The sequence below is a fragment of the Lysinibacillus sp. Ag94 genome (assembly GCF_023242215.1).
In the GTDB taxonomy this organism is placed as follows: domain Bacteria; phylum Bacillota; class Bacilli; order Bacillales_A; family Planococcaceae; genus Lysinibacillus.
The window spans coordinates 1,492,374-1,512,669 of record NZ_CP096780.1; the positions used below are offsets into that span (position 1 = coordinate 1,492,374).

The following is a 20,296-nucleotide window of genomic DNA, read 5'->3' on the forward strand; positions in this document are numbered from 1 at the left end:
TGGCTTCGTATTTACAAGTGAAGGAGGTGTAAACGTGAGCGTAGTTTATAGAATCGCTTTAGTGTTAGTCATCATAGGCGCAATCAACTGGGGACTTATAGGTTTCTTTAGGTTTGATTTAGTTGCCTATTTGTTCGGTGGACAAACAGCAGTATTGTCACGATGGATTTATGCATTCGTTGGAATAGCTGGACTAATATCTCTACCTGTTCTTATTATGCGATTTAATGAGGACGAAGATCTTGTTCCTGATTTAAATCATGACCATGACCATCATACGCGCATAGACAGAAATCCAAACTATGGTATGGAGTTTGGTGATGAAGCAGATTTTACTGCTTTAAAAACAACTAATGTGCTAAAAGAAGAAAAAAAGGATTCACATAGTAAAAATAAAAAGAAAAACAAAAAATAACCTCGAGTTTATTCCTCAAAAAACTGATGACCATTTTGGTGCATCAGTTTTTTCGTTATGGCTAACATAAAAATCCGCAAAGATATAAGGGATTTGCACCCTGATGGCGAAGCGGATTTTTACTAGAAGCCCTTCATTAGCCTGAATCACTTAGCAATAGTATATGGACAAAACAATAAACTGGATTTTGGGCGTTTAAAATAGAAATCTTATGGTGATAAAATTTATTGGTGCGTTAACACATCCTCAATCAAAAATGCAATATAGAGATTTGTTTTTGTAAATGGATTACTTAAGTCCATATCTAATAGTGTTTCTACTTTTTTTATTTTATAAAGTACTGTATTGCGATGAAGAAATAGACGCTCACTAATCCTACGGGTACTTCCATTTTCATCGAGATAAATGCGTAGAAATTGTACATAATTTGAGTTATGCAATTCATCATAGCGATAAAGCTGACCTAAGATGTCTTGGCTATATGATTTGATTAAAGTTTGATTTTGCACGGCCATAATAATTTTGTAGGCACCAATTTCTTTATATTTATATAGGAAGCGATTGTTATGAAGCTTTGCTAATTGGATTACTGTTAATGACTCATTATAGCTTTTGCGGACATTTTCAAGCTCTTTATGATAATTTCCTTTACCTATGATAATATCCAAGTAACCATTTTTTTGCGTAATTTTGTCGTATATTTCTTCAACAACTTTTGAGAAGGGAGTATTTGGTGTATTGATTTGTGCTCTGTCGATTAAAAAGATGAGGTGATTTTTATGTTTAAGTTTTAAGAAGCGTTTATATCTATTTTGAAATGCAAATTGGATCATGACCTCGTAACGGTCAATATTAGCTTGTGCTCCATTTGTTGTACATGAAATAATGGCTAGTTCCCTACCTTGCGGAAAACCTAGTAGTGCTAATTGATCTTTAATATAGTTGGCGTTTTGTTTGTAGTGAAAAAGTAAGTTATAAAGGACCTTTTCTTCGATAGAAAGCTCTTGATGGTGATTGGCGATAAATTGAAATGTTGTTTTTAATAGATCGGCTATTCGATAATTCCATGGCATGTGAAAAATAGGGAAATCATGTTCATTGGCAAAAGAGATGACTGATTCTGGTATATTTGGAATATATGGGCCAGTATTAATAATGAAACCAGCTACTTTTTTAGTGAAAGCTAGTTTTACGAGTTGCTCTAAGGAATCTTCATCAGAAGATAAATTAATACCTGTAGTCACGACTAATTCATTAGGTCTACAAAACATAATTAAATCGATGCTTTCTACAACGTTAATCCCTGTAACTCTTCGATACGTTCCGTTATGTCCAGCTATTAATGTTAGCATTGGGAATTGAACTCCCTCTACAATTTTGCGAATTGTCCCCATTTTCTCCCCCCTTATTATGAACATAACTTACCATATATTATGTGCAGATGCACATATTTTTTTAGTTTACTATCTATATCTCATAATTTTTATCTTTTATAGAATGTGTATAACTACTGTGAAAGAGAGGACTTGCATATGTATAAGTGTAATAGTAGACGATTGCAAGAGTTAATTGCACAATTTAGTCAATTTGGAGCTACTGAAAATGGTGGCGTAACTCGTTTGTCTCTTTCGAAAGAGGATGTATTAGCAAGAAACTATTTTTGTGCGTGTTGTGATGAATTAGGGATGGACGTCAAAATCGATGATATGGGTAATGTTTATGCCATTTTACCTGGGAAAAAGGATGTTCCTCCAATTGTTATGGGGTCGCATTTAGATTCCGTTGAAAAGGGTGGGAAATTTGATGGTGTATTAGGCGTTTTAACGGCTATTGAGGCCATTAGAACATTAAAAGAAAACGAGATTGAGCTAGATATCCCGATCATGATTGTGAATTTCACAAATGAAGAAGGTGCTCGTTTTGATCCAGCTATGATGAGCTCTGGGGTTATTTCAGCGAAATTTGATAAAGAAAAAATGCTGCAATCTATCGATAAAAACGGCACTAGTTTCAAAGAAGCACTGCAAGCAAGTGGCTATGAAGGAGATCAAGAAAATCGTTTAAAGGAAGCACTAGCTTATATCGAATTGCATATCGAACAAGGACCTGTTCTAGAGGCAAAGCAGTTGGAAATTGGTGTTGTTGAAGGTGTATTAGGTATGGTGTGCTATGAAATTTCGGTTACAGGGCAGTCCAATCATGCTGGAACGACACCGATGTCAATGCGTCAAGATCCGATGATCGTAACTTCAAAAATCATTTCGTATTTACATGAAGAGCTCGGAAAAATCGATGAACAGTTAGTGTTTACATTTGGACGAATGAATGTTTCACCAAATATTCATACCGTGATACCGAACAATGTGACATTTACGATAGATTCACGTCATCAAAAACCAGAGGTCATGCAAAAGGTAGAGGCCATACTGAATAATCTCCCTACAGAGGATATGGGCTGTAGCATTAAGCCAGTTAAGCTATGGGGTAGAGATACAGTCTATTTTGATACTCATATTTGTCATGAAGTGGAAAGGGCTTGTCAGAGCTTTGGTTATACTGCTCACCGAATGTTTAGCGGGGCAGGACATGATGCGCAATACATGGCAAGCATTGTTCCATCAGCGATGATTTTCGTACCAAGTATTAATGGGAAGAGTCATTGCGAGGAAGAGGAAACAACATTTGAGGATTGTGCGAAAGGAGCAGATGTATTACTAGAAACAGTGTTGACGCTACAAACAAAGTTCAGTATGGGGGAAACTTACACGTTACATTAAAGTAGGTTTTCCTAACATTGTCATGATTGAGCATTCTCCATTATTTTACGAAGGGTGAGGGGCAGAATGAAAAAAATAATTAAAGGTGGACGAGTGGCAACAGCTGCAGATGTTTTTGAGGCAGATATTTTAATTGAAAACGGAACAATTGTTCAAATTGGCAAAAATTTATCTGACATTGGGGCAGAAGTTATTGATGCTACCGGTAAATATGTGATGCCAGGAGGAATTGATCCACACACACATTTAGATATGCCATTTAACAATACTGTGACTGATGATGATTGGAAATCTGGTACCATTGCAGCGGCTTTCGGTGGGACGACTACTATTTTGGATTTCTGCTTAACTGCTGGCGAGGATAAACTTTCAGATGCAATTGAAAAGTGGCATGACAAGGCGAAGGGGAAATCAGCCATAGACTACGGATTCCACTTAATGATTGGTGATTTAACCACTGAAACGGAAGCCGAATTGCCGCAGATCTTAGCACAAGAGGGTATTACTTCTGTCAAGGTATTTATGGCTTATGCGAAAGAATTTCAAGCCTCAGACCGTACCCTTTTTAAAGCTTTTAAAATAGCGAAAGACCTCGGTGCCGTTGTTATGGTGCACTGTGAAAATGGTTCTGTTATTGATGAGCTTGTAGAAGAGGCGCGACGTGCAGGTCATAAGGAGCCAATTTATCATGCGCTTACTCGTCCAGCTGAATTAGAAGGCGAAGCGACAAAACGTGCGATTGAGTTAGCCCATATCGCGGGCGCTAGCCTTTATGTTGTACATGTTACTTGTAAAGAGGCAGTAGATGAGATCATTGCTGCGCGTGAAAAAGGCTATGACGTCTATGGTGAAACATGTCCACCATATTTAACTTTGGATCAATCTGCTTTAGCACAACCAGGATTTGAGGGTGCAAAATATGTTTGGTCCCCACCACTTCGACCGAAATACCATCAGGATCATTTATGGAATGCTCTAAAAGCAAAACAACTACAAACAATTGGCTCTGATCAGTGCTCGTTTAGTTTCAAGGGTAAAAAGCAGTTAGGAATAAATGATTTTTCTAAAATTCCTAATGGTGGGCCTTTTATTGAAGATCGCTTTAGTATTTTATATTCAGAAGGTGTGGCGAAAGGAAAAATTTCTATTAATGAGTTTGTCGATATGATTTCCACAAGTGCAGCAAAAATATTTGGTTTATTCCCACAAAAAGGAACAATTGCAATCGGTTCTGATGCCGATATCGTTATTTTTGATCCAGAGGTAAAACGAGAAATTTCTGCGAAAACACATCATATGAACGTAGATTATAACCCATATGAGGGATGGGAAGTAACAGGTGAACCAGTAAGCGTACTAGTACGTGGCGAATATGTCATTAAAAATAAAGAATTTGTTGGTGTACTAGGTAGCGGGCAATATATAAAACGCGCATTAAAAACAACGACTGCAGAAGCACTAAACATTTAGCATTATGACCGATTGCTTTGGATGGAGAACAGAGTAATCGGTCTATCTCTTCATTTAGCTACATCTAGCTCAATAGATGGCGAGATGAATCTTTTCAATGATGTAATGATTAAGGCGCATCACTAAAAGTTGTGGATGACATATGTTCAATGCCATGTATATAGGTTGAGTAAGTGGAGACAGGCGGCTCCTTGGGAATTAGCGTCACAGATGGGACCATGCAGCGAAGCGGATGTTTCCTCGCAAGCGAAGTGGCAGCAAATCGGACGCCCTGAGGGTAGTGTTTAGCCGGAACGAAAATTAACCACACGTTATGGTGATGAGCCACTAAGAAGGAAAAAATGAACACATGAGGGGGATGTGGAAATGGCTCCGAATCAAGAAAATGCAATGTCCCAGCAGTTAACACGTAATTTTATGGAATTGACTAGTAGGATGACAAAGAATGAAGCAATAGAGGAATCCAATCGTTGTCTATATTGCTACGATGCACCATGTATGAAAGCCTGCCCAACGAGTATTCAAATTCCAAATTTCATAAAAAAAATTGCTTCTGGTAATATGAAGGGCTCTGCTACGACTATATTAGAAGCAAATCCAATTGGTGCAAGCTGTGCAAGGGTTTGTCCAACGGAGGAACTATGTGAAGGGGCGTGTGTGTTAAATTCCTCAACAAAGCCAATTAAAATCGGAGAGCTACAGCGCTATGCAACAGATTGGGCAATGTCAACGAGTGTTCAGCTATTTAAGCAAGGGCAAAGCAATGGACGGAAGGTAGCAATTGTTGGTGCAGGTCCTGCTGGTTTATCGGCTGCGCGTGAACTCAGTCGATTTGGTTATCAGGTCACTATTTATGAAGCTGAAGCAAAAGCTGGTGGCTTAGGGAGCTTTGGTATAGTGTCGTTCCGTTTACCAAATGAAGTCGTTGATTGGGAAGTTGAACAAATCGAAAAGCTTGGTGTGGAAATCAAAACGAACACAACTGTCGGTGTAGATATTTCTGCTGAAGAAATTTTGGAGCAATATGACAGTGTTATTTTAGCAGTTGGTATGGGAGCTGTGCCGAATCTGGGCATTGAAGGAGAAGATTTAGACGGTGTACATGATGCAATAGATTTTGTCAGAAAGACAAAAATGGGACCGCTTACAAAAGATATAGTTGGGAAGCGGGTGGCTGTCATTGGTGCGGGAAATACCGCGATTGACGGTGCTACATGTGCAGTGCGCTTAGGTGCTGACAATGTTCAAATTCTTTATAGAAGAACACAAAAGGAAATGACGGCGTACAAATTTGAGTATGAATTTGCCAAGCAGGATAATGTGGAGTTTAAGTGGTTAACAGCACCGAAAAAAATTATTGGCAATGAGTCAGGTAAGGTCGTAGGCATTGAATGTGTAAAAATGAGGCTCGGTGAAGCGGGTGCTGATGGTCGTCAAAGACCTGAGGAGATTAAGGGGTCCAATTTTATTATTGAAGTGGATGCTGTTATTAAGGCAATTGGGCAAACGCGTTTTGTGTCATTGATTGAAGCTTTTGGCTTACAGCATACAAATGGTGTTGTCGATATTGATGAAACGACAATGCAAACTTCGAATGACAAAGTATTTGCGTGTGGAGATGTCGTCTTCGGAAATGGCCAAGGAGAGGCGATGGTTGTAACTGCTGTACAGCAAGGGAAAGACGCAGCAAAAAAGATCCATGAACGTTTAACTTCTTTCAGCAAAGTGTCTATTGTACCGAAAGCATAGCGACAGGTACAGTGAATGTTGCAGAAGCTCCCATCTCTATAGATGGTGAGGCGAATGCACGCTGAAATAGAGGAACTCGACGCAATTGTGCCGAGGAATAATTGATAAACCAAGTGAGATTGCATAAAGGAGGAACAACTATGGCAGACTTACGTATTGACTTAGCAGGCATCAAATCGCCGAATCCATTTTGGCTTGCGTCGGCACCGCCAACGAATTCAGGCTATCAAGTACAACGTGCATTTGAAGCAGGGTGGGGTGGTGCTGTCTGGAAGACATTGGGGGATCCGATTTTAAATGTTTCTTCACGCTTTGCAGCTGTTAGCTTTAACGGACAAAGAGTAGCTGGCTTCAATAATATTGAACTGATTACGGATCGTCCGTTAGAGGTAAATTTGCAAGAAATTTATGAAACGAAAAAAAGGTTTCCACATCACGCAATTATCGCGTCCTTAATGGTAGAGCCAAAGCAAGAAAAATGGCATGAGATTGTTAAACGAGTTGAAGATGTGGGTGTTGATGGTCTGGAGCTTAACTTTGGCTGTCCACATGGGATGGCAGAACGAGGAATGGGATCTGCCTCTGGTCAAGTACCTGAATTAGTGGAAAAGCAAACGTACTGGGTGAAAGAAGCAGCGAAAACGCCAGTAATTGTGAAATTAACACCGAACATTACCGATATTACGGTAACGGCAGAAGCGGCCACTAGAGGTGGAGCAGATGCTATTAGTATGATTAATACAATTAACAGCTTAGCCGGTGTCGACTTAGATACATGGAATACAGTGCCACATGTAGCCGGAAAGGGTGCACATGGTGGCTATTGTGGTCCTGCCGTTAAACCAATTGCACTCAATATGGTAGCAGAATGTGCTCGGAATCCATTAATTAATGTTCCTATTTCAGGCATTGGTGGTATTTCCAATTGGCAAGATGCTGCAGAGTTTATATTAATGGGCGCTACGGGCGTGCAAGTTTGTACGGCGGCGATGCATCATGGCTTTAGTATTGTTGAGGATATGGTCGATGGACTCAATAACTATTTAGACGATAAAGGCATAGCTTCTGTCATGGATTTAGTAGGTCGCTCAGTTTCCAGATTTTCTAATTGGGGTGACTTAGATTTAAATTATAAAATCGTGGCGGAAATTAATAATGATGTTTGCATTAACTGTAACAAGTGCCATATTGCATGTGAGGATACATCGCATCAATGTATCGACTTATATTCAGAAGATGGCCGCCCAATGCTGAAAGTGCGGGAGGAGGATTGTGTAGGCTGTAATTTATGCTCAATCGTTTGTCCTGTAGATAATGCCATCACAATGGTTGAACGTAAATCTACAGTTCCACCAATGACTTGGAATGAACGTCAATCTTTAATTAGCAGTCTATCTAAGTAAAAAGTCTAAAATCTATTTCGCCTTGGCTGAATTGCGTTGTAGGCTTAATCTTCATTCGTCGTACTACCTTCTAAGGTGGGGGTATTTGGTCGAAGGAAGATAAACTGAAATTCCAACTTCCTTCAGCAATTTCGTTGAAGGAAGGAACAACCTCATGTAAGTTGTCACGGAAATTTTTATAAAAAGGAGAGATTATATGGAACGTGATGGGAATTATTTAAAATCCCCAGATTTACTTCCAGTGACACATCAACAAAGAAATATTGGAACATTTGGTTTTGCAGTAATTTGGATAGGGATGGCAATTGTATTAGCGGCTTTTGCAATCGGTGGAACGGCCATCATAAGCTTACCATTGCCAATGGTAATTTTAGCAACGTTGATTGGCTCTTGTCTAATTGGTGTATTTATGACGTTAATTGGAGATATAGGCATTGAACATGGCTTATCATTCCCAGTATATATGCGTGCTCCGTTCGGTACATTTGGCACTCATATTCCGTCACTTGTAAGGGGTGTAACAGCCGCCTGTTGGTTCGGTCTGAATACTTATTTTGGAGCATTAGCGATAAACGGCATTTTAAATTTACTTTTTAGTTTTGATAATTGGTTTGTCTGTTTCATTGTCTTTGCAGCACTTCAGTTATTTAATACATCACTAGGTATTAAATCTATTGAACGCTTTGCAGATTTAGCAGCACCAGTTATCATTTTAATTTCCTGTTGGATGTACTATACATTGGCAGATAATGCAGTAGCTCAAGGGAAAAATATTTGGACGTGGGTGGAAGCGCCAACAACAGGATTCTCAGCCTTCACGGCATTTATGGTAGTGATTATGGCGAATATGGGATTTTGGTCGACGCTAGCAGCCGATATGCCGTCACTGTCACGCTTCTTTAAAGCACCAAAAAATGAACGCAGCTGGTTCAAACGCAATAAAACACAGCTGGTTGGCTCATTAATCGTCATGCCGATTACAAATACTTTCATAGTGACAATTGGTGCTGTGTGCTATATGGCTGTTGCCTCTGCTGATCCGATCAATGCACTACAGCAAAGTGCAAGTGGCTTTATTTTAGGAATCTTATTGTTAATGATTGTATTAGCACAATGGTCGACTAACACCTCTGCAAATGTTATCCCGGCTGCAACAATTTTCTCAAATATCGGTGGGCCAAAAGTGCCGTTTTGGGTAGGGGTTGTTATTGCAGGAATCATTGGTATTCTAGCACAACCATGGAGTTTATTTAATGTGTTAGTCAATGCACTTTTAATTATCGGGGGAATTTTAACAGCGATCGTTGGTATTTTATTTGCCGATTATTATTTAATCCGTAAACGTCGTGTGCATGTAAAAGCACTTTATGACTTAGATGGTCAGTTTAAATATTTGAAGGGCTTTAACTTAGCTGGTTTAATCGCTTGGATTATCGGTGGTGCAGTGGCAAATATATTTTCCACTTATTCTTCATTAGTAGGGTTCTTTGTAGGGGCACTTGTATATTATGTATTAGCGAAATATTGGTGGTTCAAAAAATACCCTCAGGCTGAGCTAGAGGATCCAAGTGATGCAAAATATTTAGGAATTACAGTCGGTCACAATTTGGATGAACTATTTGGACAGCAGCAAACGCCTGCTCCAACTGTTGTTCCAGAAGAGAATGATGTCGTTGAACAACCAAATCCGCTGCTAGAAATCAAAGGTCTGAATAAAAATTAACCACCCAAGATATTCACAAAAAAGGTGAGGTGATTGCATGTCAGAACATCAACAAAGCACAGAGGAAATAAAAAAAGTAGATCAGTATTTAGATAGTGGCTATAAAATCAAATATGTTTATGAAAATCTAAGTGGAATGTTTGTAGAATTTGCCCGTCAAGAAGAGGTTATTCTGATACAAATTCTAACAGCAGATGCCCGCAAATACTTCTCAGCAAAGCTCCAAGAACAGACGTTGTTACAATAACAAAATAAACTCTATTCCATTCACGCCTTTCATGATGGAATAGAGTTTTTTACGTATGTTTTTACTCAAAGCTGGTTGGTTTATGGTTATAACCAGTTGAAAGTGTTTCTCACAGTGGTGGTTAGAACCGTCAAAGTGATGGATAGAACGGCCAAGGTGAAAAAGTGACGGAAAGAACTGCCAAAGTGACGGATGGAAAAGTCGAAGTGACGGAAAGAACAGGCAAAGTGGAAAGAAAAGCTGAAGCGACGGAAAGACCAGCCGAAGCGACGGAAAGAACAGTCAAAGTGACAGATGGAAAAGCCGAAGCGACGGAAAGAACGGCCAAAGTCGTGGATAGAACAGCCAAAGTCGTGGATAGAACCGTCAAAGTAATGGATAGAGCGGCCAAGGTGACGGAAAGAGCCGCAGAAGTGACGGATGGAAAAGCCGAAGCGACGGAAAGAACAGGCAAAGCGGAAAGAACCGCCAAAGCGACGGAAAGAGCCGCAGAAGTGACGGATGGAAAAGCCGAAGCGACGGAAAGAACAGGCAAAGCAGAAAGAAGAGCTGAAGTGACGGAAAGAACCGCCGAAGCGACGGATGGAAAAGCCGAAGCGACGGAAAGAACTGGCAAAGTGGAAAGAAGAGCTGAAGCGACGGAAAGAACAGCCAAGGCGACGGAAAGAACAGGCAAAGCGACGGAAAGAACGGCTAAAGCGGAAAGAACAGCCAAAATCGTGGATAGAACCGTCAAAGTCGTGGATAGAACCGTCAAAGTAATGGATAGAGCGGCCAAGGTGACGGAAAGAGCCGCAGAAGCGACGGAAAGAAAAGCCGAAGCGACGGAAAGAACCGCCAAAGTGGATGGTTAGAACACCAAAATGCTTAAAATCCTTATTTTATTATTGCTATAATCGTGTTTTTCCTAAAAATACAATTGTGTTTTTCAATAGAATTGATTATTATTATAAGATAATTCATCGTAGAAAGAACTTTAGAAAGAGGCGTAATTTGTGGCAAATAAAGAATTAAAAAGGGGATTAGATGCACGTCATATCCAAATGATTGCTCTTGGAGGAACTATTGGCGTGGGCTTGTTTATGGGTTCTGCTAGCGCCATTCAATGGACAGGGCCTTCTGTACTCCTTGCATATGCTATAGCGGGTATTTTTATTTTTTTCATTATGCGAGCAATGGGAGAAATGCTTTATATGGAGCCGAGTAGTGGTTCCTTTGCAACGTTTGGCTATAAATATATACACCCATTAGCCGGTTATGTAACGGCGTGGAGTAACTGGTTTCAGTGGGTTATTGTTGGGATGTCAGAGATTATAGCAGTAGGAACGTATATGCAATATTGGTATCCTGATTTGCCAGCATGGATTCCAGGGTTAATTGCAATGGTAATTTTAGGTGTAGCCAACTTTATTTCTGTTAAAACATTTGGAGAATTTGAGTTTTGGTTTGCTATGATTAAAATTGTGACGATTGTTTTAATGATTGTTGCAGGCTTTGGTCTTATTTTCTTTGGGATTGGGAACGAAGGTGTGGCACTTGGATTATCGAACCTTTGGAATCACGGAGGCTTCTTTACAGGCGGCTGGACAGGCTTCTTCTTTGCGTTATCTTTAGTAGTTGCAGCCTATCAGGGCGTGGAGCTTATTGGGATTACAGCAGGAGAAGCGAAAAATCCTCAAAAAACGATTACGAATGCAATTCAAAGTATTATTTGGCGTATTTTAATATTTTATATCGGTGCAATCTTTGTCATTGTAACAGTTTATCCGTGGGATGAATTAGGTACGATTGGTAGCCCGTTTGTTGCAACTTTTGCAAAGGTTGGAATTACTGCTGCGGCAGGAATTATTAATTTTGTTGTCATTACAGCGGCAATGTCAGGCTGTAATAGTGGCATTTATAGCGCAGGACGTATGTTGTATACGCTTGCTATGAATGGACAGGCACCTAAATTTTTTGCGAAGCTTTCTAGTAATGGTGTTCCTATTTTCGGCACAGTAGGCGTGCTAGTTGGTTTGGCTGTCGGTGTTATTCTGAGCTATATAGCACCAAAGAATTTATTTGTATATGTATACAGTGCAAGTGTATTACCGGGGATGATTCCTTGGTTTGTTATTTTAATAAGTCAAATACGATTTAGAAAAATAAAAGGTGAACAACTGTCAAAGCACCCATTCAAAATGCCAATTGCACCATTTACAAACTATATAACGATTGCGTTTTTAGTAATGGTGCTAATCGGTATGTGGTTTAATGAGGATACTAGAGTTTCTCTTATCGTGGGTATTATTTTTTTAGCTCTTGTTATTATTAGCTATTATGTTTTTAGAATTGGCAAAGAACGTCCAGTTAATAAATGAAATGTTAAAAGGGTGTATTTCTACTATGAGATACATCCTTTTTGCTTTTGTTTCGCTAAGAAAAATCTAGTGTCAGTCTCCACTCCAATCAACCACTTAGCATGTATGATCTACTGCAAAAGGGACAATCCGTTAATAAATAATTGGATTGTCCCTTTTAACTACTGTTCTTTACGCATAATGAAGCTTAAATGTCTGCCAGTCTGTTTATCTTGACGGTAGGAAAAACCATCAGGGCTAAGGAATGTGCATGTTGTATCAATCAAAATCTGCTCAGCTGGAATACCTACAAGCTCACATTGTTTTTTGACCGTTTGTTGATTATCGATATGATATTTATTTGTTTGTGCATTGTAATACATAAAATCCTCCGCATAGCCTAGACTATGGAATTTATCGTAAACATCTGCATCCACCTCAAATTTCTGCTGACTAAGTGCCATACCGATTTGGACGTGAAAATGTTGTGGATGACATTGCTCGTGCTCTATCAAATGTTGGAAAAGCTTTGATGTTACTTCCTTGACGGTGCCTTGCCAGCCTGAATGCACTACGCCAATAAGGCCATTAACTTTATTATAAAAAATAACAGGTACGCAATCTGCTGTAAAACTACATAAAAGTAAATTAGGCTCTAATGTATAAAGTGCATCGGTATTACTAATGGCAGTGTCCATTTGCTCTGCGCCTCGTCCTTTATCAGAAATCGTGACTTTATGGAAATTAGCACTATGTGTTTGTTGCGTGCAAATAAAATTATTTAAGTCACAATTTAAAGTAGCTGCTAATTGTTTTCGATTTTTTAGCACATCTGCTTCATTCACACATGTATGGAGCGCCATATTGTTATGTTCCGGCTCGATGTCATCCTTTAAGGTAGTGCCTGCAATAAATTGGTCGTTATCATAATAAATTTTAGTTTTCATATTATCACCTCGTCTTACTATATATGATTGGTTAATGAATGTATAGGCGCTTACTCTTAAGATTATTTGAGTCTTAAGTATTTTCTACAATTCCTATGACATAAACAATAGATTTCTTCACATATAGTATCGAAGAATGATAATTAGAGGGAAGGAGTTTGTAGATATGACGCAAGAAAAATTCATATTGATCAGCCAATTTGGCATGTGGCTATTTTGGATTATTACATATATATTAATCATCAAACAAGGAATAAAGGATAAGAGATATGGCATGCCTATGGCTGCAATTTGTGCCAATATTTCATGGGAATTTATTTTTTCATTTATGTTTCCGTTAAATGATTTGATGAGGATCCTTACTTTCCTATGGTTTCTTTTGGATATCTTCATTCTGATGCAATTTTTACTTTATGGTTATAAGGAGTATAAAAAAGTTATTCCGAGAAAGGTATTTTATTCATCTTTTTTCATAACACTCGTAGTAAGCTTTTTCACGATTTTAGCGCTGATGCATGAATTCAAAGATACAGCAGGCATATATGCAGCATTTTTCCAAAATCTGATGATGTCAGGGCTTTTTATCGCCTTATTCATACAGAGAGGGAACTTAAGTGGACAATCGATGGGCATAGCCGTTTGTAAAATGATCGGTACTGTGTTTGCGGCAGTTTGCTTTTATTTGTATTTTAGAACGCCTTTGATTACTATTATTTCGCTTGCAATCTTTATTTATGATTGGATTTATATAGTATTGATCTTTAGGTTTAAAGTGAAATATGCAAAATGAAAAAATGATTCCCTTTTATAAACAAATAAAAATGATGAAATGAAACACACTATCAGCAATACACGAATAAGATGTCTCTGTAGTATATCGATAGGGTAGGTGTTTTATTTGAAAAAGAAGTGGATAACCACATTATCCATTATTTGTACAGTTGGGCTAATTGGCTGTCAGGGGAAAAATGTAGATGAGAAAAAACAAGAACAACAAATTCAAGCGTCAGAGCAAAAAGCGGATGATGTAAAAAAGCCTGTTACCTTACAACAAGCAGAGCCCGTCGTGGTTGAAATCGAAGACCCTTCAACAAAAGCTATCATCCAAACAATTGCACCGAAGGAAATGGACTACGAACGAGATCGACAATCGTATACAGAACAAATTAAGCAATTAGCAAAAGATTTGGCGCGAGGAAATGAAAAAGCAACCGGCTATGATAAGCGGATGATACTCGATAAGCTAGATGATCAAGGAAAAGTAATTAAAGGTAGTCCTTTAATTGTTTTAAAAGAAAGTGACTTAGTAGAGAGAATATTAGAAGCATCAGCAACTGGTGGTAAAGTGGAGTTGCCCCTATCTGTTACAGAAAGCGGCTATAATTTTGAAGACATTCCGTATTTAGAAGACGTAGCTGTTGGATCCTATACAACTTATTTTAATACTCATGATGTAGGAAGAAATAAAAATATTGAACTTTCTGCGAAGGCCATTAATAATGTTATCGTTGGAAGCGGTGATTATTTCTCCTTTAATACAGTTGTTGGACCTAGGGATGAAGTTAATGGTTATCAGCCTGCACCAGAGATTATCAACAAAAAGGTTGTGATGGGCATTGGGGGAGGTATCTGTCAAACGTCCTCAACCTTATTTAACGCGGTTGATCAAATACCGGTGAAATTTGTAGAACGTCACCACCATTCATTGGATGTCGGGTATGTTCCAAAAGGAAGAGACGCTACCGTTTCCTATGGTGGTTTAGATTTTAGATTTCATAATACAACTAACGTACCATTTTTAATTAAAGCTAGCTATAGCAAAAATTCACTTACAATTGAGATCAGAACAGCCAAAAAATATGTAGCCAACTTGAAAAAGCCCTAGTTTTTTTCATAGACACTTACAATGTGTCTTTTTTTTGTTAAAACTGCAGAAAAGAAATATCGCTGACACTTTTCATACATAAGTATTTAGTGTTGTCGCTTCGCTTTCGTATTATCCATTAAATTAGAGTGAAGATTGGGCGATTCCTTGTGGATTAGAGATAGAGGAACGAAGGCTACGACCATTACATCCTATGATAACGCTTTGTGACCAACTTCGGTGCCGCTGCCGCTTCGCTTTCGCACAAAAAACGGAGACCTTGGAGCGAGCATTGCAAGTAAAGCGGCTCCTTTGACGTCCCTAGGAAAGTGCCCAGTCCGCACGGTAATTACCCCCTCACTTTGCCGAAAGTCCATACTTTTTTTCAACTACAATAGGATCATAGCGATTTTTTAATCGCTATGATCCTATTCGTTTAGATAATATTTAAAATCTCTTGTGGTGTAGCTACTTTGTACTCGGGATCTTCTTGGCATATAACTTCAATAGCGTCATATCCCCAACCAACCCAAATAATTGGCACGCCCACTTTTTTGCAGGCTACAATATCTCTTTGCTCATCGCCGATGTATAAAACTTCAGAAGGGGTAATGCCAGAGTCCTTTAAAAATTTTTTTATTACTTTATCTTTTCCAAAAATACGGTTTGAACAAAGAACATTTGATACACAATGAATGCCGTTCATTTTTAGAAATTCTAAAATATTCTCTTGTGAATTAGAGGAAATAATAAGGATTTTATAGCCTCTTTTATCAATTTCCAAAAGGACTTCTTTAATGCCATCATAAAGATGAACATCATTTAATGACTGACGATACAAGCGATAAAACTGTGGTAAAATCATGGGCAATTTATACATTGGAAAGTCGAATAATTTACTGCGTTCCGCTATAGATAATTTTTTTAATGATTCGATTTCCTTTAACTCTATTCCTTTAAATTTATATTTTTGAGCAATCGTATTCCAAGCTGATGTAAACACTGCTGTAGAATCTGCCAGTGTTCCATCAAAATCAAAGATAATATATTTCATTACAAATTTTCTCCTTTATAATCTAGTTGTAAAGACGTTTTTTTCTTGAAAATGTTACTGCCTATTCAAAAAATAATGACATGATTATACAGGATATGAAACAGCGTATTGTAAATAACCCTAGATGAATAATTTTTTTACTAAAGGGTAAATGTTTTTTTGATGAAAGGGAGTAAGGTACCTTCATTGGTAAATATTGTACCGAAAAATGCGTTAAAATCAATAACGAAATCATCTTTAAAATTATTATGTAGTTGAATGGACAAAAAGTACCTGCCATCCGTTGGTATTGAACAGGGTGACAGGTACAATTATTATGCAACATCTTGTGTTGTATCTCGTTTTTTTATTAAATAATAGGCATTTACCGAGGAAGTAATAGGAATGATGAGTGCGATGCCAATACCTGCGCAAAATATCATAATAAGTTCAGTGGTAAATACTTTAGAATTAATGATTTCGCCAATTGAATAAGATAAATCTTTAAACCATATGAACAAGCTTAAATAACCACCAAAGAAAGCGAAAAATAATGTATTTGTATCTGTCCCTAAAATGTCCCTTCCAATGCTTAAACCTGATGTAAATAATTTTTTTCTGCTAATGAAAGGATTATGATGAAGAATCTCATGCATAGAAGTAGCAATGGAAATAGCAACATCCAAAATTGCCCCAATCGTACTCATAATAATAACGGAAGCGCTAATTTGCACAAAATTGACGCCAATATAAAGGGAAAATATGCTGATTTCCTCAGAGGATTCTTCCCCGAATCCACGAATCATTGATTTCTCCGTTACAAAAACAATGAATAGTAATAAAATTACAATCGTAATCATTGTAGAAATGAATGCAGTTACCGTTTTACTGCTCATTTCATTAATAAAAAATAAGCTAATCCAGCTAATGACGGTACAGGCAATGAGCGTTAATATAATCGGACTATTTTTCTGACTAGTCATTAAAAAGATAGTTATAAAGAGCACTCCAAAGTTTAAAAATAAAGATAGAAAAGAACGTACACCTTTTTTCCCACCAATAACAATCATTAATATGAATAAAATGGCAGTTAACCATACTAATACATTCATCATTATTTTGCCCTCTTTCGATTAATGAAAAAAATAGAAGTGTATAAACTGATCGGAATCGTTAAGACTACACCGATTCCCCCTGCTAGGGCTCTAGCTAATTCTAATGAAAGGTTCATGGAAAGTGTTTGCCCCAATGGATAAGAGTTTTTCAAATATAAAATCAACATAGGGATTGAGCCACAAATATAAACTAAAAACAAAATACTTGTAATCGTTCCCATAATGTCTTTCCCGATATCAATTCCTGAGGTTTTCAGTGCCTGGTCAGATAGATCTTGGTTTTGCTCAAATAAAGTGAACATTGAAGAAGCCATTGTGATGGAGACGTCCATTACAGCTCCTAGTGCTCCAATAAATAACCCAGCCATAAAAATTACCCGATATGGGCGCGTTAAAAATTGCATCTCTTCATATCGAATTCCGTTCTCGTTTGTGATCCACAGAACTACAGCGCTAATCAATAACGAAATAAATGTTCCGATAAGTGTTGCAACAATCCCCGCATATGTTTTCTCGTTCAAGCCGTTAATGAGAATTAAAGAAATGACCGTAAATAAAAGAACACATACCCCGCTAATAACTATCAAATTTATATTGGAATGTATATATAAATCTAAAGCGTAGGATAAGACAAGAGAATTTACAATTAAACTGATGATAGAAAATAACCCTTGTCTTTTCCCAACAATCAGCAAAGCAACGATAAAAATCCACGCCACTATCAAGACAAACTGATCACGTTTTACGTCTAAAATTGTCCCAGTTAAATCTCCATTTTCGTTTGTATTTGCTTTTATAGAAACAAATAATTTATGTCCAACATGGTACTCTTGATCAAAGGCTCCAGATGCTGAATACTCATTGGTAAAATGAATAAGCTTACCTTTTTTTTCACCATTTTTTAATACAGCTGTAATTTGCTGAGTATATAAATGATCATCATTTTCATACATATCCGTTACAAGATTTGATTCTTTTAATTCTGTTTTTATAACTTCTGCAATTGGACGGTCATAAAATCCTTCATTGTGATAAACGAAAAAAACAGAAGCGATAAAGCAAATTGCGATAAAAGTATAAAATATGACTTTGTTAAACGATTTTTTTTTCAAGATGGTTTGCAATAAAAAAACCTCCAATGTGAGAAGGGAATCTAATCATATTTGTTGCGTTCATTGTTAATGTTAAGCAGATAAAAAAATGCCATTATAAAGTAACGTGCTAAATGACTAGAGGTTCCTTCATTTAAGAAAAAAACCAACGTTAGTACAAATTTATGAAAGCGAAATTAGGTAGAGAAAAAAATTTCTATTAAGAATTATCTGGATAATAAAATAAAATAGTGTTATCGTTAGAAATAGCTAAATAAAAATATCCTTCAGGGTAGGGTGAAATTCCCAATCGGCGGTGATGAAGAAATTCAAAGTCCGTGAGCGCAAGCTGATTTGGTGCAAATCCAAAACCGACAGTTATAGTCTGGATGGGAGAAGGGTAAAAGTATATGAGCTTTTTAAATTCGCTTGAGTTTATAAGGTTTCTTTAAGTATGCTTTTATGTTAACTACTTCCCATTTTATAGCGGGAAGTAGTTTTTGTTTTATTTAGCTAAAAAATTGAATAGCAGTAGTTCTTCGGGGTAGGGTGAAATTCCCAATCGGCGGTGATGAAGAAATTCAAAGTCCGTGAGCGCAAGCTGATTTGGTGCGAATCCAAAACCGACAGTGACAGTCTGGATGGGAGAAGAACGATGAGATGACAGCCTATGGAAAAAATATTATATCCATAAGGTTTATTTGTTGACGTCTTAAGATGAACTCCCAAACCCCTTTCATTTAAGGGGTTTTTTGTTTGAACGGAAATTTATTAAATGATTGAAAGCAGGTGAAAAAATGTTTACAGGAATTGTTGAGGATATTGGTACCGTAAAAACCATGCAAAGTGATCGGCAAAGTATGAAAATTACCGTAATTTCAAAGCAAATGGTAGAGGATGTAAAGCTCGGAGACAGTATAGCGGTCAATGGTGTTTGTTTAACAGTGATACATTTTAATGAACAAGAGCTAACGATGGATGTAATGCCTGAAACAGTGAGCGCAACAAATTTACAGCAGCTCTTAGTTGGAGATCCGGTAAATTTAGAGCGCGCTATGTCGGCTAATGGACGTTTCGGTGGTCATTTTGTATCCGGACATGTAGACGGGATAGGGAAAATAGTGCGCAAGCGAACATTAGCAAATGCAGTCTATATTGATATTGAACTATCGAAGGAGTTAACGAGCTACTGTATACCAAAGGGCTCTATTACAATCGACGGAACGAGTTTAACCCTCTTCCATGTCGAGAAAAACGGTATCACAGTATCACTGATACCTCACACATACAAGGAAACTATTTTAGGTATGAAAAAAATTGGTGATCTCGTCAATGTTGAAACCGATTTAGTTGGAAAATACATTTTGCATCAACTTAAGCGTGGACAGGAAGCACCAACCATTTCAAGAGACTTCTTAGCAAAAAACGGGTTTTAACTTCTATTAGAGTCCAAATATCTGCAAAATTTTAGACGCAATTATGCCGAGGCATAATGGATCTAATACATTTTACGAGCTGGAGGTGGCGATATTGCTACATTCAATTGAAGAAGCATTAGAGGATTTAAAACAAGGGAAGATGATTATTGTAGTAGATGACGAGGACCGAGAAAACGAAGGGGACTTACTCGCACTTGCGGAATTTATGACCCCAGAAACGATTAACTTTATGGCGACCTATGGAAGAGGTCTTATTTGTACGCCGATTTCACAGGAGCTTGCACAAAAATTAGCATTAAAGCCTATGGTTAGTATTAATACAGATAATCATCAAACGGCATTTACCGTTAGTATAGATCATGTAGACACAACGACTGGAATTAGTGCCTTTGAACGGGCAATGACTATAAAAAAAATGCTAGAACCACAAGCGAAACCTGCGGATTTTCGTAGACCCGGTCATGTATTCCCGTTAATTGCAAAGGAAAATGGTGTATTAGAGCGTAGAGGACATACAGAAGCTACAATTGATTTGGCCAAGCTGTGTCATAGTATTCCTGCGGGCATTATTTGTGAAATTATGGGGGACAATGGCAAAATGCTACGCTTTAATGACCTTGTTAAATACGCAGCGCTACATCATTTAAAAATGATTTCCATAGAAGCATTGGCCACTTATCGTAG

Annotated in this window: 17 protein-coding genes, 1 pseudogene and 2 riboswitches; of the genes and pseudogenes, 13 read left to right on the plus strand and 5 right to left on the minus strand. The window is 37.8% G+C overall.

Features of this window, described 5'->3' with window-relative positions; translation table 11 throughout:
* The first annotated feature begins 34 nt into the window (after positions 1-34).
* A complete protein-coding gene (locus tag MY533_RS06730; RefSeq protein WP_248718477.1) occupies positions 35-415 on the plus strand; it encodes a DUF378 domain-containing protein in 381 nt (126 codons plus the stop codon).
* Positions 416-639: 224 nt separating this feature from the next.
* On the opposite strand, the gene MY533_RS06735 is transcribed toward MY533_RS06730, so the two are convergent.
* A complete protein-coding gene (locus tag MY533_RS06735) occupies positions 640-1,809 on the minus strand; it encodes a PucR family transcriptional regulator (RefSeq protein ID WP_248718478.1) in 1,170 nt (389 codons plus the stop codon).
* Positions 1,810-1,947: 138 nt separating this feature from the next.
* Between MY533_RS06735 and MY533_RS06740 the strand changes: the two genes are divergently transcribed.
* The 8 genes from MY533_RS06740 (at position 1,948) to MY533_RS06775 (ending at position 12,144) form a co-directional block, all read left to right on the plus strand.
* Complete coding sequence (locus tag MY533_RS06740) at positions 1,948-3,192, plus strand: Zn-dependent hydrolase (protein ID WP_248718479.1); 1,245 nt, start codon at positions 1,948-1,950, stop codon at positions 3,190-3,192.
* A gap of 66 nt (positions 3,193-3,258) precedes the next feature.
* On the plus strand, positions 3,259-4,662 hold the full coding sequence (gene hydA, locus MY533_RS06745; RefSeq protein ID WP_248718480.1) for a dihydropyrimidinase: 1,404 nt from the start codon (positions 3,259-3,261) through the stop codon (positions 4,660-4,662).
* Positions 4,663-5,028: 366 nt separating this feature from the next.
* Complete coding sequence (locus MY533_RS06750) at positions 5,029-6,411, plus strand: NAD(P)-dependent oxidoreductase (protein ID WP_248718481.1); 1,383 nt, start codon at positions 5,029-5,031, stop codon at positions 6,409-6,411.
* A 140-nt stretch (positions 6,412-6,551) separates the two neighbouring features.
* The gene (gene preA, locus MY533_RS06755) at positions 6,552-7,814 is read left to right on the plus strand and encodes an NAD-dependent dihydropyrimidine dehydrogenase subunit PreA (RefSeq protein ID WP_248718482.1); all 1,263 of its coding nucleotides are present in this window, start codon (positions 6,552-6,554) and stop codon (positions 7,812-7,814) included.
* A gap of 196 nt (positions 7,815-8,010) precedes the next feature.
* Positions 8,011-9,537 carry an NCS1 family transporter gene (locus MY533_RS06760; protein WP_248718483.1) on the plus strand — a complete coding sequence of 509 codons (1,527 nt, stop codon included), beginning with the start codon at positions 8,011-8,013 and terminating at the stop codon, positions 9,535-9,537.
* Between the two features lie 37 nt (positions 9,538-9,574).
* Complete coding sequence (locus MY533_RS06765; protein WP_248718484.1) at positions 9,575-9,784, plus strand: hypothetical protein; 210 nt, start codon at positions 9,575-9,577, stop codon at positions 9,782-9,784.
* Between the two features lie 164 nt (positions 9,785-9,948).
* Positions 9,949-10,638, plus strand: a complete 690-nt coding sequence (locus MY533_RS06770; RefSeq protein WP_248718485.1) for a hypothetical protein — start codon at positions 9,949-9,951, stop codon at positions 10,636-10,638.
* A 141-nt stretch (positions 10,639-10,779) separates the two neighbouring features.
* Positions 10,780-12,144: an amino acid permease gene (locus tag MY533_RS06775; RefSeq protein WP_305884006.1), complete on the plus strand. Its 1,365-nt coding sequence runs from the start codon at positions 10,780-10,782 to the stop codon at positions 12,142-12,144.
* Between the two features lie 161 nt (positions 12,145-12,305).
* Here the strand turns inward: MY533_RS06775 and pgeF are convergent, their stop codons facing one another.
* Positions 12,306-13,070 carry a peptidoglycan editing factor PgeF gene (gene pgeF, locus MY533_RS06780; protein WP_248718486.1) on the minus strand — a complete coding sequence of 255 codons (765 nt, stop codon included), beginning with the start codon at positions 13,068-13,070 and terminating at the stop codon, positions 12,306-12,308.
* Positions 13,071-13,236: 166 nt separating this feature from the next.
* On the opposite strand from pgeF, the gene MY533_RS06785 reads away from it, so the two are divergent.
* Together MY533_RS06785 and MY533_RS06790 are read left to right on the plus strand one after the other, a co-directional pair.
* Positions 13,237-13,860 (plus strand): transmembrane-type terpene cyclase, encoded by a 624-nt coding sequence (locus MY533_RS06785; protein ID WP_248718487.1) that lies wholly within the window; start codon positions 13,237-13,239, stop codon positions 13,858-13,860.
* A gap of 108 nt (positions 13,861-13,968) precedes the next feature.
* The gene (locus MY533_RS06790) at positions 13,969-14,955 is read left to right on the plus strand and encodes a VanW family protein (protein WP_248718488.1); all 987 of its coding nucleotides are present in this window, start codon (positions 13,969-13,971) and stop codon (positions 14,953-14,955) included.
* Between the two features lie 415 nt (positions 14,956-15,370).
* Here the strand turns inward: MY533_RS06790 and MY533_RS06795 are convergent, their stop codons facing one another.
* The 3 genes from MY533_RS06795 to MY533_RS06805 form a co-directional block, all read right to left on the minus strand.
* Positions 15,371-15,988 carry an HAD hydrolase-like protein gene (locus MY533_RS06795; RefSeq protein WP_248718489.1) on the minus strand — a complete coding sequence of 206 codons (618 nt, stop codon included), beginning with the start codon at positions 15,986-15,988 and terminating at the stop codon, positions 15,371-15,373.
* A gap of 314 nt (positions 15,989-16,302) precedes the next feature.
* On the minus strand, positions 16,303-17,079 hold the full coding sequence (locus MY533_RS06800; protein ID WP_248719168.1) for a YibE/F family protein: 777 nt from the start codon (positions 17,077-17,079) through the stop codon (positions 16,303-16,305).
* A 2-nt stretch (positions 17,080-17,081) separates the two neighbouring features.
* Positions 17,082-18,206 carry a YibE/F family protein gene (locus MY533_RS06805; RefSeq protein ID WP_248718490.1) on the minus strand — a complete coding sequence of 375 codons (1,125 nt, stop codon included), beginning with the start codon at positions 18,204-18,206 and terminating at the stop codon, positions 17,082-17,084.
* A gap of 246 nt (positions 18,207-18,452) precedes the next feature.
* Positions 18,453-18,578, plus strand: a riboswitch (FMN riboswitch).
* A gap of 126 nt (positions 18,579-18,704) precedes the next feature.
* A riboswitch (FMN riboswitch) is annotated at positions 18,705-18,830 on the plus strand.
* Between the two features lie 140 nt (positions 18,831-18,970).
* Between MY533_RS06805 and ribE the strand changes: the two genes are divergently transcribed.
* Positions 18,971-19,609 carry a riboflavin synthase gene (gene ribE / locus MY533_RS06810; protein WP_248718491.1) on the plus strand — a complete coding sequence of 213 codons (639 nt, stop codon included), beginning with the start codon at positions 18,971-18,973 and terminating at the stop codon, positions 19,607-19,609.
* Between the two features lie 94 nt (positions 19,610-19,703).
* Positions 19,704-20,294 (plus strand): annotated as a pseudogene (gene ribB / locus MY533_RS06815) (3,4-dihydroxy-2-butanone-4-phosphate synthase); the annotation flags it as partial.
* Positions 20,295-20,296: the final 2 nt, after the last annotated feature.

Coding starts and splice junctions, on each gene's coding strand:
- preA (WP_248718482.1), top strand. CDS start 6,552: ATGGCAGACTTACGTATTGACTTAGCAGGCATCAAATCGCCGAATCCA.
- MY533_RS06785 (WP_248718487.1), top strand. CDS start 13,237: ATGACGCAAGAAAAATTCATATTGATCAGCCAATTTGGCATGTGGCTA.
- MY533_RS06760 (WP_248718483.1), top strand. CDS start 8,011: ATGGAACGTGATGGGAATTATTTAAAATCCCCAGATTTACTTCCAGTG.
- MY533_RS06735 (WP_248718478.1), bottom strand. CDS start 1,809: ATGGGGACAATTCGCAAAATTGTAGAGGGAGTTCAATTCCCAATGCTA.
- hydA (WP_248718480.1), top strand. CDS start 3,259: ATGAAAAAAATAATTAAAGGTGGACGAGTGGCAACAGCTGCAGATGTT.
- MY533_RS06750 (WP_248718481.1), top strand. CDS start 5,029: ATGGCTCCGAATCAAGAAAATGCAATGTCCCAGCAGTTAACACGTAAT.
- MY533_RS06800 (WP_248719168.1), bottom strand. CDS start 17,079: ATGAATGTATTAGTATGGTTAACTGCCATTTTATTCATATTAATGATT.
- MY533_RS06795 (WP_248718489.1), bottom strand. CDS start 15,988: ATGAAATATATTATCTTTGATTTTGATGGAACACTGGCAGATTCTACA.
- ribE (WP_248718491.1), top strand. CDS start 18,971: ATGTTTACAGGAATTGTTGAGGATATTGGTACCGTAAAAACCATGCAA.
- pgeF (WP_248718486.1), bottom strand. CDS start 13,070: ATGAAAACTAAAATTTATTATGATAACGACCAATTTATTGCAGGCACT.
- MY533_RS06765 (WP_248718484.1), top strand. CDS start 9,575: ATGTCAGAACATCAACAAAGCACAGAGGAAATAAAAAAAGTAGATCAG.
- MY533_RS06740 (WP_248718479.1), top strand. CDS start 1,948: ATGTATAAGTGTAATAGTAGACGATTGCAAGAGTTAATTGCACAATTT.